Source organism: Seonamhaeicola aphaedonensis (assembly GCF_003386195.1).
GTDB classification, from domain to species: domain Bacteria; phylum Bacteroidota; class Bacteroidia; order Flavobacteriales; family Flavobacteriaceae; genus Seonamhaeicola; species Seonamhaeicola aphaedonensis.
The window spans coordinates 122644-139721 of the sequence record NZ_QRDX01000008.1; the positions used below are offsets into that span (position 1 = coordinate 122644).

The following is a 17078-nucleotide window of genomic DNA, read 5'->3' on the forward strand; positions in this document are numbered from 1 at the left end:
AAGATAAATTATGAGTGAAACAAAAAAGATTGGGAACTATCGCTATCGGATATTAGCGTTATTAATGTTCGCCACCACCATCAATTATTTTGATAGAAGTATTATAGGAGTGATGGCGCCAACCTTAGAAAAGATGTTTGGTTGGACCAATACAGACTATGCGAACATTATGATATCATTCAAAGTGGCTTATGCCATAGGGATGCTTTCAATGGGAGGATTAATAGATAAGTTAGGTACCAAAAAAGGATATATACTATCCATCGGGCTTTGGAGTGTATTTGGAATGTTACATGCAGCTGTGAGGCCAGCTTTTAGTGTTATAGGCTTTGCTGCAGCACGTTTTGGTTTAGGTTTTGGTGAATCTGGTAACTTTCCAGCAGCTATTAAGACCACTGCAGAATGGTTTCCTAAAAAAGACCGAGCTTTTGCCACAGGATTGTTTAATGCGGCCACAAGTATTGGAGCTATAGCGGCACCATTTGTTGTTGGATGGATAGTCCACGAAAACGGAAAGAACTGGCAAATACCTTTTCTAATCACAGGAGCATTAAGTGCATTGTGGGTATTTCTATGGTTACGCACATATAAAAAACCAGAAGTTCATCCAGACGTATCGAAAGAAGAGTTAACTTATATTCAAAGTGATTCTGGTAAAGCAGAATCTGAGGAAAAATTACCATGGAAAAGTGTGTTGGGAAAACGTCAAACTTGGGCCTTTGCTTTAGCGAAAGTTACCGATGCTGTTTGGTGGTTTTATTTATTTTGGGGCGCTAAGTTTTTGGCAGAAACCTTTGATGTAAATATTAAGAACATTGCATTGCCATTCTTTGTTATTTACATTTTGGCAGATGGAGGTAGTATTTTAGGAGGTTATTTGTCAGGAGTGTTTATTAGAAAAGGCTGGTCTGTTAACAAAGCAAGAAAAATTACATTATTAATATGTGGTTTAATTATATTGCCAGTAGCTTATGTAGCTATTACAGATAGCAAATGGTTAGCTATTTGTTTAATAGGTTTAGGGGCGGCAGGACATCAAGCATGGTCAGCTAACATATTTACCTTGGCTTCAGATGTATTCCCTAAAAAGGCCACTGCATCAGTTGTTGGAATAGGTGGAATGGTTGGAGCAGTTGCTGGTATTCTTGCTGATTACTTATTAGGTTCGGTTTTAGACCAAGCTGGAAATACGGGTTATTTTTGGGCATTTTTGGTAGCAGGTTCATGTTACTTGATCATATTGGGATTGGTACACTTACTAATGCCTAAAATGACGCCATTAGATGAAAATTTAAATCTTATTGAAGAATAATAGTAAATGGGGTTATTTAAATAAACAAAAAGCTGCAATTCTCAAAATTGCAGCTTTTTGTTTATGAAACAATCTTTTAATATTTTTAGGTTGTTTAACTTATATGTAAATTTAGGGAATTACATATTTGCTTCCAATTGTATGCCAATTAGCTTAGATATTATGTTTTGTTTTTATTTTATGAAGTCATTATTTTGAGGAATGCCAAAGATTCTTGTATGTCTTTTACTTTTTTATTTTAGCTTTTCGGGAAGAGCTCAAACCTTATCTTACCAGTTTAGTCACTTATCAACGAATAATGGGCTCTCACAAAGTTCTGCAATAGCAATTCACCAAGATACATTGGGTCAAATATGGATAGGTACGCGTGATGGCTTAAATAAATATGATGGTACAAAATTCACCATTTACAGGAATCAAATTGATAACGAAAACTCCATAAGTAATAATGATGTTTTAGCAATTCAAGAAGGTAGCAATGGATATTTATGGGTTGGGACCTATAATGGTTTAAATAGGTATGATCCAAAAGCAGACACTTTTAAAAATTATTTTCATCAACAGTCACTAAATTCATTAGCAAATAACACCATTTGGAGTATAAATAAGCTTTCCAACGGAAATATATGCATTGGAACAGCGGGTGGGCTTTCGGTTTACAATGAAGTATCAGATACTTTTGATAACTACTTAACACAATACACCAAACCAGCAAGGAAACGTGTAATGGCAATTTTAGAAACCAAAAGTGGACAGGTTTATGTAGGTACAGCAGCTGGTATTTTTAGAGGCACACTTAATGAAACCAACTTTGGTAACTTCACTTTAATTAAGGGAAGTGAAAATTTTTATGTGCAAGATTTAATTGAAACTGAAAACAACCATATATTGATTGCCACCCAAGAAGATGGTTTGGTAGATTATAATCAAGAAACGAACATATTCTCATCATTTTTTAACAAAGAGCAATCATATGTGTCTATAAAGAATGTAAGAAAGTTGCTTTATGATGATAGGGGTATGTTATGGGTTGGAACTTATGAGGGTTTGTTATTAGTTGGAAAAGAGGGTGATATAGAACATATACAAGCTAGTTTTGATAATAAAAAAGGCTTGACTAAAAATTCTGTTAAATCATTGTTTAAAGATAGAAAAGGCTCTATTTGGATAGGAACCTACTATGGAGGTATTAATCTTTGGGACCGTTCTAACGTTAATTTTCAAAATATTACCCAAAATCAAAGCGGGAAAGGGCTTAACTATAACGTGATAAGCTCAATTGCAACCCATGATAGTTCTGTGTTTTTTGGAACCGAAGGAGGGGGACTTAATATTTGGAATAAAAAAAATGACACCTATAAATATATTACTCAAAATAACTCGCCTTTATCAGATAACAACATAAAGGAGCTTAAAATTTTAGATCAAGATAAGCTGTGGATAGGAACCTTTAAGAGTGGTCTACAAATTTTCAACATTAAGAAAAATAGGTTTGAAACTTTAGTTTTACATGAGCAATTAGATACATTTCTTAATAATGTTGGCGTCTATGCTATAAATAAGGATAGGTTTAACAATGTTTGGATTGGGACATTTGGCCAGGGATTAATAAAATTTAATCTTGAAACAAAGGCGTTTCAGCATTTTCAAAGTTCAGACCAAGATGAAAACCTATTGACTAATAATTTAATCCGCAGTATTTTTATCGATAATAAAGACTACGTCTGGGTTGGTACAGAGAAAGGGCTAAATAGGATTTCAGAAACAGGATCAATACATCATTATTTCTACGATAAAACCTTACAATACGGAGATGATGTTTTGTCAGTTTATCAAGATAATTTTAATACTATTTGGGCTGGAACAAAATCAAAAGGGTTGTTCATATATGATGGTGAAAAATTTAGTTCTATATCCTTAGAAGTAGACAACTCATTAATTTCTACAGTTCACAGTATTCAGGAAGATGACAAGCAGAATTTGTGGCTAAGTACTAACCAGGGTATTGTAAAGTATAATTTTAAAAATAATCAAATTAAATTGTATAACCAGACAGATGGTGTAATAAGCAATGAATTTAATGATAATGCGAGTTTAAAAGTAGGAACATCGCAGTTTTATTTTGGCGGCCCTGAGGGTGTGACTTTTATTAATTCTGATAATTTAATAACCAATAGTTATTCGCCTCAAGTTATTTTAACAGATTTCAAAATTAGAGAGGATGATACCGAATCTAGTAGTAAAGAAAATGTACTAACCTATTCGTTACCTTATACGGAGTCTATTAATTTATCTTATAAGCAGGGTAATTTCAGTATTTCATTTTCAATACCTAATTTCATAAATTCCAATAATAACAAATATAAGTATAGGTTAAATGGTTTAGAAAAAGAATGGAATGTAACAACAAGTCATACGGCCTCTTATACCATTCAAAATCCGGGAAAATATGTATTTGAAATAGCTGGAGCTAATAATGATGGTGTTTGGAATGAAACCACTTCAAAGTTAAATATTTATGTAGCACCTGCACCTTGGAGAACTTGGTGGGCCTTTGCAATTTATGGTTTATTGATTTTAACAGCATTGTTCTTTCTGTACAGTATTTTAAAATCTAAAACCAAATTAAAACACGAACTCGAGTTAGAGCATATTGAAACGGAAAGAACCAAAGAAATAAACCAAACTAAGTTGGAATTTTTCACTAATATATCACATGAATTTAGAACACCTTTATCGTTAATATTAGGCCCTTTAAATCAAATTATAGAAGGATATCGTGGTAGCAGTAAGATGTATAAAAAACTCTTGGTAATAGAAAATAGTGCAAATCATTTATTACAGCTTATTAATAGGCTGATGGATTTTAGAAAGTTTGAAAACAAACTATTTAAATTGGAGGCCGCTGAGGGTAATATTGTAAAATTTTTAAAAGAAATATACCTTTCCTTTACAGAATATGCCAGTAATGGCGAGTATGATTTTAGTTTTAATTGCAAAGATGAAGAGATTTTGGTGTATTATGATCGTAATAAATTAGAACGTGTTTTTTATAACCTTATTTCAAATGCTTTTAGATATACACCAAAAGGTGGTATAATTACTATTAATGTTAAAAAGACCAGTAATAATATAATTATTGATGTTGAAGATAATGGCGTTGGAATAGCTGAAGAATACCGTGATAAAATATTTGAAAGATTTTTTGAAGTAGCTGTAAATAACAAGCCAGATGGTAATTACAACAAGGGTACCGGAATTGGTTTATCTATTGCCAAAAATATTGTTGAACTTCATAAGGGAGATATCACGGTTAAAAGCAATGAAAACGATAAAGGCTCCATATTTTCAGTATGTCTACCTTTGGGGCGTGAGCATTTAAGTGATCAAGAAATTATTGAAAACTTTAAATTTAGTGACGACATATCACAATACGTTAAGCAGTTAGAGGAACCAAACATGGTTTACCAAGATAGTATTGATATCACTGATGAAACAGTTAAACAAACTATTCTTTTAGTAGAGGATAACAAGCCTTTAAGAAAGTTTATTAAGGATTTGCTTAAGGAAAGCTACAATATTATTGAGGCTGAAAATGGGAAGCTAGGATTTGAAAAAGCAAAAAGAGAGTCTCCGGACCTTATAGTAAGTGATGTTATTATGCCCGAAATGACTGGAACTGAACTATGTACTGTAGTTAAGCAAGAACTAAGAACAAGTCACATTCCTATAATTTTATTAACCTCCCGTACCTCTTTAATTTATAAATTAAATGGATTAGAAAGTGGAGCCGATGACTACATAAGTAAACCTTTTGATTTAAAAGAATTTAAGCTTCGGATTAAGAACGTATTACAAACTAGAGAAAAATTAAAGGAAAAGTTTGCGGCTAATGAAGGCCCACTGCCTGATGAAGTTTTAGTTTCATCATTTGATGAAAAGCTTTACAAAAAGGCACTTAGAATAGTTAAAGAAAATATTGAAAACGAGCAATTTGATATTGCTTCGTTTTGTTCTGAGTTAGGTGTTAGTAGAACCATGTTATTTACCAAAATAAAAGCTTGGTCAAATTTCACACCTAACGAATTTATACTACATTTTAGAATGAAACGTGCTGCACAATTATTAGAAAACGGAAAATTAAATGTATCTCAAATAAGTTATAAAGTAGGATTTAAAGATCCAAAATACTTTAGTAAATCCTTCCAAAAGAAATTTGGGGAGACCCCATCTCAATATGCTGAGAAATTTTCTAGCTAGTTTTTTTGGTTTTAAAAACTGATAATCAAGGTGTTGTATTATTTTACCCCTATTTCTGTATTTCTATTTCTTTGAGTCGCCTTAGTTTTAGGTGATGAAAAACCGCAAACATAAAATCAATTACCTAATTGTTATTCTATTGGCAATTATAGTTGGCTTTAGTTTATTTATTATTTACCTCATTTAAATTAAAATTTGACAAAACTAAATTAACATGAAAAAAATCAAACAATTTAAAAGGATACTTTTCCTTGTTTTAAGTTTTAGTTTTGCTCTTAGTGCAAGTGCACAAGACAAGACTATAACAGGAACGGTTACATCAGAATCTGATGGGTTAGGATTGCCCGGTGTAAATGTTGTAGTAAAAGGCACCACAACTGGTACTGCAACAGATTTTGATGGTAATTACTCAATTAATGTATCGGGTGATAGCACAATACTAGTCTTTAGCTACGTAGGTTATGTGACACAAGAAATTACAGTTGGAGTAAGAAACGAAATTAGTATTGCTCTCATTGAAGACGCTGCAAGTTTAGACGAAGTAGTTGTAGTAGGATATGGAGCCAGAAAGAAAAGTGATATCACGGGGTCTGTTTCTTCTGTTAAGGCAGAAGAGGTCACAGCGTTCCCTGTATTAGATGCGCAACAAGCTTTACAAGGGCGCGCAGCAGGTGTGGCCGTACAGTCTAATAACGGTGGAGAACCAGGAACACCCATTAATGTAACCATTAGGGGTAACACTTCTATTAATGCTAGTAGTGCTGCTTTGGTGGTTGTTGACGGTTTTGTTGGAGCAACCTATCCGCAACCAGGAGATATTGAATCGGTTGAAGTATTAAAAGATGCTTCGGCAACTGCTATTTATGGTTCTAGAGGTGCTAATGGGGTTATTTTGGTAACTACCAAAAAGGGTAGAAAAGGCAAAATGACTGTTGAGCTAAATAGTAACTACGCTATTCAAAGTACATCGAACCGTCTTGATTTATTGAATGCAGATCAATTTGCTACGTATACAAGAGCTATTAATCCTTCATATACACAAGCAGCTGCCAATACAGATTGGCAAGATTTAATATATACTTCGGGGTATACAACCAACCATCAATTGTCTTTTTCAGGAGGCTCAGACAATATGAATTATTATGTATCTGGTAACTATTTTGACCAAAAAGGTGTGGTTATCAATTCTGGTTTTGAGCGTTTTTCGTTTTTAAGTAATATAGATGCTCAAATTAACGATAAGCTAAAACTAGGGTTTAATGCTTTTGGAAGCCGTAGCTCTAAAGATGGCGTTTCTACCCAAGCCAACAGCGGGGGTAGAGGTAGTGGCGATGTTATTTCAATAGCTTACAGATTTGCTCCAGATTTGGGGATTCTAGATGAAAATGGTAACAATACCTTTAACTCTGTGGGAGATGATATTGATAACCCTTTTGCAGTTGCTACTGAAAGGGTAGATGAAACTGTTGAAGATGCCTATAGGGCAAACTTTTATGGAGAATATCAGATTATTGAAGGATTAACCTTTAAATCTACATTCGGGTTTAGTTCCAGAAACCAAACCAGAGGGCAATTTACACCTTCAACCTTAATTACTTCGGCTGGAGATCAAGGTGGTATTGCAGGAATAGCCAATTTGAAGAATACTAACTTATTAAGTGAAAACTATTTAACTTACACTAAAGAAATAGGAAAGGGAAATTTAACCTTGTTAGCAGGATATTCCTATCAAAAAGATAGAACCGTAACAAATTCAGCAGGGGCTGAAGGTTTTGTTACTAATAGTGTGTCTTATTATGCGCTAAACACTGCCTCAACACCGTTGTTTCCAAATTCTTTTTTAAGAGAATTTGAAATCCAATCACAATATGGACGTGTTAACTATGATTATGATGATAAATATTTAATAACGTTTACAGCACGTCGTGATGGTGCATCAAACTTTGCTAAAAATAACAAGTATGCATTCTTCCCCTCGGGTGCTTTGGGTTGGAAAATATCTAATGAAGACTTTTTAAAAGACAACGCAACCATCTCTAATCTTAAACTTAGAGTAAGTTATGGTGTTACGGGTAATCCATCAATCGCACCATTAAATTCCCTTGCTACACTACAGTCCATTTACGCTGTAACTGGCGATCAAACAGTAAATGCTGTAGTGTCTGGAAGACCCGCTAATCCAAATTTAAAATGGGAGTCATCCTATCAAACCAATTTTGGTATCGATTTAGGTCTCTGGAGAAATAAAGCTTCTTTAAGTGTTGATATCTATAATATTGATACCAAAGACTTAATTGTAGGTAATAGTAGTACACCAGAATACACAGGATTTTTAAACCCTAATTTCTTAGATAATATTGGTCAGATAAACAATAAAGGGGTTGAAATTACGCTTTCTACAAGGAATATTGTAACTGATAATTTTTCATGGTCTACAGACTTAAACTGGTCTAGAAACAGAAACACGGTAGAAAAACTATTTGGTAACGATGTAGATTTCTTTTTACCATCGGCAGCACCGGGACACTTTTTACAAGATGAAACACATATTTTAAGAGAAGGTGAAGCGCTTGGTCAGTTTTTTGGTTACGAGTACCGTGGTGTTTATCAAGGAGGAACTCTACCAGAAGGTACTGCTACCTTTAGTGGTGCTGTTGCAGGCGATGAATTATTTACTGATGTTGACGGTAGTGGAGAGATAAATTCTTCTGATAGAAAAATTATTGGAGATCCTAACCAAGACTGGACATTTGGTTTTAACAATACCTTAAAATACAAGAATTTTGATTTGGGTATTTTCTTTCAAGGAGCCGTTGGAGGGGATATTTACAGTTTTACCCTGTCTGAATTGGCGTCTGGAGGTTCAAATGCAACTACTGAGGCAGTGAATGCATGGACACCTAGTAATACTGATACCAATGTGCCTTCGCCGGCATCAAGAGAAAAGCGCATGAATTCAAGATTTGTTTTTGATGGAACGTATGTACGCTTAAAAAACTTAGTATTTGGGTATAATTTGCCTCAAAACATAACAGAAAAATTAGGAATGGATAATGTGAGATTTTCAATTAGCGGACAAAATCTATTAACAATAACAGATTATCCAGGAACAGATCCAGAGGTAAGTTACAGAGCCTCTGGCTCTCAGAACGCCAATGTAAATCAAGGGTTCGATTACGGTAACTATCCTAATATAGAATCAGTAACCTTTAGTTTAAACCTTAAGTTTTAAAATAAAATAAGATATTAAAATGAAAAATTTAAAATATATATTCCTTTTGTTGGTATTACCCATTCTAGGATGTTCAGATTTAGAAGAAGAGCCAGTTTCGGTTTTATCTCCAGATGGTTTTTTCAAATCAATACAAGATGTACAAACTGTAATTAATGGTGCATACGGTAACATGGGTACCGAAGCTTTTTGGGGTAGAAAATTGTCTTTGTCAATCATGTTAAGAAGTGATATGGTTGGTATTGGTGATCAAGGTACCCCAGGTAGACGTAAAGATCATGACAATTTTTCTGTAGCTGATGATAATGGTATGATTACTGCCTTTTGGCCCAGAACTTACCAAATTATCGCGGGAGCTAATGAGGCAATTGTTGGAGGTAATGGACTTGGGTTGGCTGAAGAATCAATTAACCCGGTGGTGGCTCAGGCACATTTTGTAAGAGCTTATACTTATTTCCATTTGGTAAGACTCTTTGGAGATATTCCATATTTTGATACTCCTGTACAAAATATTGCAGAGGCTTCTCAGGTATCTAAAACACCACAAGCTACAGTTTATGCCAATATTATTGCAGATTTAGAATTCGCTAAACAATGGTTGCCAGACACACAACCTTCATCAGCATTACCTACTAAAGCCTCGGCTGCTGGCTATTTAGCATTGGTGCATTTAACTATAAATAATTTTCAGGAAGCGTATAATGAAGCTAAATTCGTAATTGATAATGAAGCTAGGTTTGGTTTAGAACTTGCAGCTGATTTTCAAGATTTATTTGATGCTACAAAGCAAAGTGGATTAAAAGAAGCTTTATTTACTATAGACCATAATGGTTTTAGAAGTGGAAATTACGGACAGGATTATACAGCTGCCTTGACTGGTATTAGAGCAAATGAAGACGGCAAAGGAGGCGGATGGTCTGTAGCAGTACCAAGTATTGAAGTTTATAACAGATGGGATGGTAGAGACTACCGTAAAGCAGTAAGTTTAGACACCATAGGGGTCTTTAATGGAGCTGTTGATACGTTTATGAACTTTCCAACGTATGATGCTAGAAATATCTCTAGTGCATACATAGCCAAATATTCAAGATTTACAGGACAAACTTCTAATGGAAATGGTCGTGGGTCTGAACATAATTACGCTCAGATGCGTTATGCAGAGGTATTATTAATTGCAGCAGAAGCACTTAACGAGGTGTCTCCAGGAAGTACAGAAGCAGATGGTTATATTAATAGAGTGAGAGCCCGTGCAAGAAGTGGAAATGGATCTAGCTTTCCTGCAGATGTTACTCCGGGAATGTCTCAGGCAGATTTTAGAAATATGGTACTAGAAGAACGAAGATGGGAGTTAGCATTTGAGTTTAAACGTTGGTACGATATCAAAAGACGTGATTTAGGAACCACGGCCTTTGGAACCGGGGGCTTTGAGGAACGTCCAAATTTTACCCCATCAAGAGACTATTTATTACCGCTTCCAAATGATGAGTTACAGCGTAACCCAAATTTAGAGCCTCAAAATTCAGGATATTAAAGTTTTAGTAATTTGTATGTTTAGAGTTAGTTGTTTCATTATGGGGTTTACATTGCTTTTTATAGCGTGTAAGCCCAATAATGGAAAAGAAAAGAATGTGTCTTTATCAGAAGAACAAATTAATAACCTGTTGCAGATAAGATATAATAAACTACTAGATTACGAGTTGGATTCCATGGCATTTGCACGAAGTTACAATCCTAAAACGGGTATTTTGAATAAAGTACCTTCAAGTAATTGGACGAGTGGTTTCTTCGCTGGAAATTTTTGGCAAATCTATATGTTAACTGGTAATGAGGCCTTTAAAGAAAGAGCTAAAGCATGGACTGCTTTTGTTGAACAGGAAAAATACAATGACAAAACCCATGATATGGGATTTAAGGTGTTTTGTAGTTTTGGTAATGGCTTAAAAGTTGAGGATAACACGGAATATAAAGATGTCATTTTGCACAGTGCCAAAACCTTATCAACCCGGTTTAATGAGAATATAGGCAGTATCCGTTCTTGGGATTGGAATGAAGATGTATGGCAATTTCCCGTTATTATAGATAATATGATGAATTTAGAGCTTTTATTTGAGGCTACTAAAATATCAGGAGACAGTACATTTCATAATATTGCTGTTAAACATGCAAATACCACATTAAAAAATCATTTTAGAACTGATGGTAGTACTTGGCATGTGCTAGATTATGATACAATTTCGGGTCAGGTAAGAGCGCGTGTAACACACCAAGGTATTGGTGACGAATCTGCCTGGGCCCGTGGCCAAGGTTGGGCTATTAATGGTTTTACAACGGTATACAGATATACTAAGGATGAAAAGTACTTAGATAGGACGGTAGCAACGGCTAATTATTTTATAAACCATAAAAACATGCCTGAGGATGGTATTCCTTTTTGGGATTTTGACCATCCAGATATCCCAAATACCTCAAGAGATGTATCTGCAGCAGCTATTGTGGCATCAGCATTGATAGAACTTTATACTTATACTAAAAATGAATCGTTCTTAAATTATAGTAAAAAAGTTGTAAAAAGTTTAAAATCGAAAGAATATATTTTGTCTGAAGATATTGAGGCGCCATTTATTTTAGATCATAGTTTTGGGGATTGGTCTCAAAAATTAGAAATGGATGAACCTATAGTTTATGGTGATTATTACTTCTTGCAAACCCTTTTAAGACTTCGTGATTTAAAAGAATAAGCAGGATGGATCAGGACAGATAACTTTAAGTTTCTAAGTACTTTTATAAAAATATAGAATAAGTTCCAGAATGATATAAATTCTGGAACTTATAATTTGAAAACTATTCCATTTAAAATGAAAATAAAACTTTTAGTATATCGATTTATTTTTGGCATTAGCGCATTTCTAATACTAGCATGTAATTCCAAATCAAATCAAAATCCTGAACGAAGCAAAACTAGTATTAACAATGATTGGTTATATCTTGAGAATAATACTAAAGATATAAATACTGCTCGTAAACAGATGCACTGGAATCCTGTTAACTTACCGCATACTTGGAATGCTCTAGATGCTACCGATATTACTCCAGGATACAGACGTAGTGTGAGTTGGTATAAAAAGAGCCTCGAAATTCCGCAGGTAATAGAAGGACAAATTTATAACCTATATTTTGAAGGGATCAATATTGAAAGTGACGTATTTGTTAATGGAAATAAAGTTGGTGGTCATACGGGAGGTTATATAGGCTTTTCTGTTGACATCACTGATGTTATTTCAACAGGTTTGAATGAAGTATTAGTTCGAGTTGATAATAGTTACAATCCAGAAGTGATACCATCTCAAAAAAGTGATTTTTTCATTTTCGGAGGTATAACAAGGGATGTTTGGTTAGAAACACGTCCTCAACAACATCTCTCAAATTTAAAAATTACCACACCTAATATTTCAAAAGAAAATACCAATTTAAATGCTACTTTCGAAATCATCAATTCAGATAATATAGCTTCGGTGAAAGCAATTTTATTGGATTCAAATGGAACAGAAATTCAATCACAAACAAAAGAGTTCGCTAATTCTGATTTAGAATTTAGCTTCAACGAATTAAAAGATATTGAGTTATGGGATACCGAAAATCCGAATCTTTACACGTTTAAATTACAGTTATTGCAAAATGAGAAAGTACTTGACGAAATTTCAGAACAAGTAGGGTTTCGTTGGTTCGAGTTTAAGGATTATGGGGCATTTTATTTAAATGGCAAACGCTTGCTGCTAAGAGGAACGCATAGGCACGAGGAACACGCTGGTGTTGGTGCGGCTATGAGTAATGAACAGCATAGAGCAGATATGGAACTCATAAAAGAAATGGGGGCTAATTTTGTAAGATTAGCCCATTATCCTCAAGATCCTGAGGTTTATAAAGCTTGTGATGAACTTGGTTTATTGGTTTGGGACGAACTACCATGGTGCCGTGGTGGTGTTGGTAATGATATTTGGAAAGCTAATACCAAAACTATGCTTAAAGAAATTATTGAACAGAATTATAATCATCCCAGTATAATCTTATGGTCTCTAGGAAATGAAATTTATTGGTTGCCAGATTTTGAAGGTGGAGATAACCCTGAAAAAATTAACGCATTTTTAAAAGAGTTGCATGATTACGCACATGAATTAGACCCAACAAGGAAAACGGCAATTAGAAAGTATTATGAGGGCGCCGATATTGTGGATGTGTTTTCACCTTCTATTTGGTCTGGATGGTATTCAGGTAGTTATAAAAGTTATCAAAAAGCTATAGATCAATACAAGGCACAGTACCCTCATTTTTTACATGCAGAATACGGTGGATCAAGCCATGTGGGAAGACACACTGAAAACCCTATCACAGGGGAAGGTAAAATTCAGTCTGATGGTTGGGAAGAGGCTATCGTGCAAACCGATGTAGCTAACATAGCCCAAATAGGCGATTGGAGTGAGAACTATATTGTAGACTTATTTGATTGGCACTTGCGCATTTCTGAAAATGATTCAACTTTTGTTGGTAATATACAATGGGCATTTAAAGATTTTGGTACACCGTTAAGGCCAGAAAATGCGATTCCTTACATGAACCAAAAAGGGCTAGTGGATAGAGCAGGTAACCCAAAAGATGCTTTTTATGTATTTAAGAGTTATTGGAGTGATGATCCTTTTACGTATATAGAATCTCATACTTGGACAGAAAGACAAGGACCAAAAGGTAAAGCAAGAACCATTAGTGTTTATAGTAATTGTCCAGAAGTAGAACTGTTTCTTAATGATGAAAGTCTAGGTGTAAAAAAAAGAGATTCAAAATTGTTTCCATCAGCAGGCTTAAATTGGAATGTAAAGTTTAAAGAAGGTGAAAATAAATTAGTCTCTATTGCAAAGAGTGCAGATGGTAAAGAAGTTAGGGATGAACTGAGGCTAACTTACAGGTTTGTTAAAAACGGTAAAGCTAGATCTTTAAAGCTAGAATATTCTACCTTAGATAATGGAAATTACTTAATTACCGCAACGGCCATAGATAACAAAGGTTTACGTTGTTTAGATTATGAAGAACGCGTCTATTTTCAATGTTTAAATGGAGGCGAAGCTGTTGTAAGTTACGGTACTCCAACGGGAAGTGAAGTTATTGAAATGGCAAATGGACAAGCATCTATTGAAGTTAAAAAATTTTCAAATGAAGAGGTTTTACAAGTTATGGTGTTAAATCAAAGTTTTAAAGGTACTTATCTAAATATACAGTAATCTATGATGTTAAAATTATTGATTATTTAAATATTGTTTCGATAAAATTTCCTTATTCACAGATTAATAATTTTAAAAAGGCCTCTCAATTTTGAGAGGCTTTCTTGTTTAAAAATACAACTTAAACGGTTTCGTACATTTTCATTAAAATGTTGGGTTTTTGCCCCTTCAACTCATTAAAGATTATATATTTGCAAAAAATATTTTTCCTCGTAATCTTGTGAGTAAGAGATTAAAAAACTATTAAAATTAACCATACATTAAAATGAACAAACAAATAGATCAGCAGGCAGCAGATAATATCAGAGCTTTGGCTGTAGCCATGGTAGAGAAGGCCAATTCAGGACACCCTGGAGGCCCAATGGGAGGTGCAGATTTCATGCACATTCTTTATTCGGAATTTTTTAATTACGATCCTACCGATATGACTTGGCCATTTAGAGATAGGTTCTTTATGGATGCTGGTCACTTGTCTACTTTAATGTATGCACAATATTACCTTTTAGGAAACTATAAAAAGGAAGATGTTGCTAACTTCAGACAATGGGGCTCAATTACACCTGGGCACCCAGAGGTAGATTTTGAAAGAGGTATTGAAAACACCTCCGGACCATTAGGGCAAGGACATACCATGGGTGTTGGAGCAGCTATTGCAGCTAAGTTCCTTGAAGCTAGATTTGGAGATTGGGTAAACCATAAGATTTACGGATTCATATCAGATGGTGGAGTTCAGGAAGAGATTTCTCAAGGTGCCGGTAGAATTGCAGGGCACTTAGGGTTAAGTAACTTTATCATGTTCTTCGATTCTAACGATATCCAATTATCAACATCTACAGATGAGGTGACTACAGAAGATACGGCTATGAAGTATGAAGCTTGGGGATGGAAAGTTGTAACTATAGATGGTCATGATCATGAGCAAATTAGAAAGGCTTTAACTGATGCTAATAATGAAACTGAAAAGCCAACTCTAATCATTGGAAAAACCATCATGGGTAAAGGTTGTGTGACAGCCAATGGTGATATGTATGAAGGTCATTGTGAGCTTCATGGAAAACCAATTGGAGATACGGGAGCAGATTACGAAAAAACCCTACTAAATTTAGGAGCAGACATAGATAATCCGTTTGATATTTATACTGATGTTTCGGAATTCTATAAAAACGTTATTGAGACTAAAAAATCCAATGCCGCCAAAAAGAAATCCGAGATAGAAACTTGGAGACAAGAAAACGAGGCATTAGCAAATAAATTAGATTACTTCTTCTCTGGAGAGCTTCCAAAATTAGATTTTGAATCTATTGAGCACAAAGGAGGATTGGCAACAAGAGCAGCCTCAGCAAACGTACTGGCTTATTTAGCCGAAAATGTTGAAAATATGATTGTGTCTTCCGCCGATTTATCTAACTCAGATAAAACCGATGGATTCTTAAAGAAAACTACAGCCTTAAAAAAAGGAGATTTTAGTGGTGCTTTTCTTCAATCAGGTGTGGCCGAATTAACCATGGCAAGTATTGCTAACGGTATTGCATTACACGGAGGTGTTATCCCTGTAGTGGCTACATTCTTTGTTTTTTCAGATTACATGAAACCTGCCATCAGATTAAGTGCTATACAAGAATTACCTGTAAAATATGTTTGGACACACGATGCCTTTAGAGTAGGAGAGGATGGGCCAACACATCAGCCAATTGAGCAAGAAGCTCAAATAAGATTGTTAGAGAAGCTAAAAAATCATAGTGGTAACCAAAGCTTCTTGGCCTTACGTCCTGCTGATTCAGCCGAAACTAGTATAGCTTGGAAGATGGCGTTAGAAAATGATAAAACACCTACCGGGTTAATTTTATCAAGACAAGGTATTAAAGATGTGCCTGCTCAAGGTACGTCAAGATATCAAGAAGCTTTAGGCTCTCAAAAAGGAGGTTACCTAGTAAGAGCGGTTGAGAATCCAGATGTGGTGTTAGTGGCAAACGGATCGGAGGTTTCAACATTAGTTGCTGCAGCCGATATTTTAGAAGCAGAAAAAGGACTAAAAGTGAGTATTGCTTCGGTTATTTCTGAGGGTCTTTTCAAACAACAACCAAAAGAATATCAAGAAAGTGTCATCCCAACCGATAAACCTTTGTTTGGATTAACGGCTGGCTTGCCTGTTAATTTAGAGGCTTTAGTGGGAGAAAGAGGAAAAGTATTCGGTTTAGACCATTTCGGTTATTCGGCTCCTGCTGGAGTGCTTGATGAGAAGTTCGGATTTACTGGTGTACAAGTAAGTAAAAACGTAATAGCTTACTTAGATACCGTATTAATTAAATAACAAACTAAAAAAATAAATAAATGAAATTTTTTATAGATACTGCCAACCTTGATGATATTGCAGAGGCTCAAGCTTTAGGAATTTTAGATGGTGTAACTACCAATCCTTCATTAATGGCCAAGGAAGGCATTACAGGAGAGGAAAACATATTAAACCATTACAAAAAAATATGTGAGATTGTTGATGGCGATGTGAGTGCTGAGGTTATCTCAACAGATTTTGATGATATGGTCAAAGAAGGTGAGGCTTTAGCAAGTTTACATCCTCAGATTGTGGTTAAATTACCTTTAATAGCAGATGGTATCAAGGCCTGTAAATACTTTTCAGACAAAGGTATAAGAACTAACGTTACTTTAGTGTTCTCTGCAGGTCAAGCCTTATTGGCAGCTAAGGCGGGAGCTACCTATGTATCTCCTTTCTTAGGAAGATTAGATGACATTTCAACGGATGGTTTAAACCTAATTGCAGAAATTCGTCAGATTTATGATAATTACGGTTTTGAAACCCAGATATTAGCGGCTTCAATTCGTCATACCATGCATGTTATAGACTGTGCCAAAATAGGAAGTGATGTCATGACAGGACCATTATCGTCAATAACAGGACTTTTAAAGCACCCTCTAACTGATATTGGTTTAGCTAAATTTTTAGCCGATTATAAAAAAGGAAACTAAGATTTTCTTACAAAAAAAC

Annotated in this window: 8 protein-coding genes; all 8 read left to right on the forward strand. The window is 34.8% G+C overall.

What is annotated here, in order from left to right; translation table 11 throughout:
• Nucleotides 1-10 precede the first annotated feature (10 nt).
• The 8 genes from DFQ02_RS13355 (at nt 11) to fsa (ending at nt 17059) form a co-directional block, all read left to right on the forward strand.
• The gene (locus DFQ02_RS13355) at nt 11-1312 is read left to right on the forward strand and encodes an MFS transporter (RefSeq protein WP_116524949.1); all 1302 of its coding nucleotides are present in this window, start codon (nt 11-13) and stop codon (nt 1310-1312) included.
• Between the two features lie 201 nt (nt 1313-1513).
• Nucleotides 1514-5572, forward strand: coding sequence for a hybrid sensor histidine kinase/response regulator transcription factor (locus DFQ02_RS13360; RefSeq protein WP_116524950.1), 4059 nt, complete (start codon nt 1514-1516; stop codon nt 5570-5572).
• Nucleotides 5573-5786: 214 nt separating this feature from the next.
• Nucleotides 5787-8804, forward strand: coding sequence for a SusC/RagA family TonB-linked outer membrane protein (locus tag DFQ02_RS13365; RefSeq protein WP_116524951.1), 3018 nt, complete (start codon nt 5787-5789; stop codon nt 8802-8804).
• Between the two features lie 19 nt (nt 8805-8823).
• Nucleotides 8824-10335 (forward strand): RagB/SusD family nutrient uptake outer membrane protein, encoded by a 1512-nt coding sequence (locus DFQ02_RS13370; RefSeq protein ID WP_116524952.1) that lies wholly within the window; start codon nt 8824-8826, stop codon nt 10333-10335.
• A 16-nt stretch (nt 10336-10351) separates the two neighbouring features.
• Nucleotides 10352-11542 (forward strand): glycoside hydrolase family 88 protein, encoded by a 1191-nt coding sequence (locus DFQ02_RS13375; RefSeq protein ID WP_116524953.1) that lies wholly within the window; start codon nt 10352-10354, stop codon nt 11540-11542.
• A gap of 117 nt (nt 11543-11659) precedes the next feature.
• Complete coding sequence (locus DFQ02_RS13380) at nt 11660-14074, forward strand: glycoside hydrolase family 2 protein (protein ID WP_116524954.1); 2415 nt, start codon at nt 11660-11662, stop codon at nt 14072-14074.
• Nucleotides 14075-14339: 265 nt separating this feature from the next.
• A complete protein-coding gene (locus DFQ02_RS13385; RefSeq protein WP_116524955.1) occupies nt 14340-16385 on the forward strand; it encodes a transketolase family protein in 2046 nt (681 codons plus the stop codon).
• 20 nt (nt 16386-16405) lie between these two features.
• A complete protein-coding gene (gene fsa / locus DFQ02_RS13390) occupies nt 16406-17059 on the forward strand; it encodes a fructose-6-phosphate aldolase (protein WP_116524956.1) in 654 nt (217 codons plus the stop codon).
• Nucleotides 17060-17078: the final 19 nt, after the last annotated feature.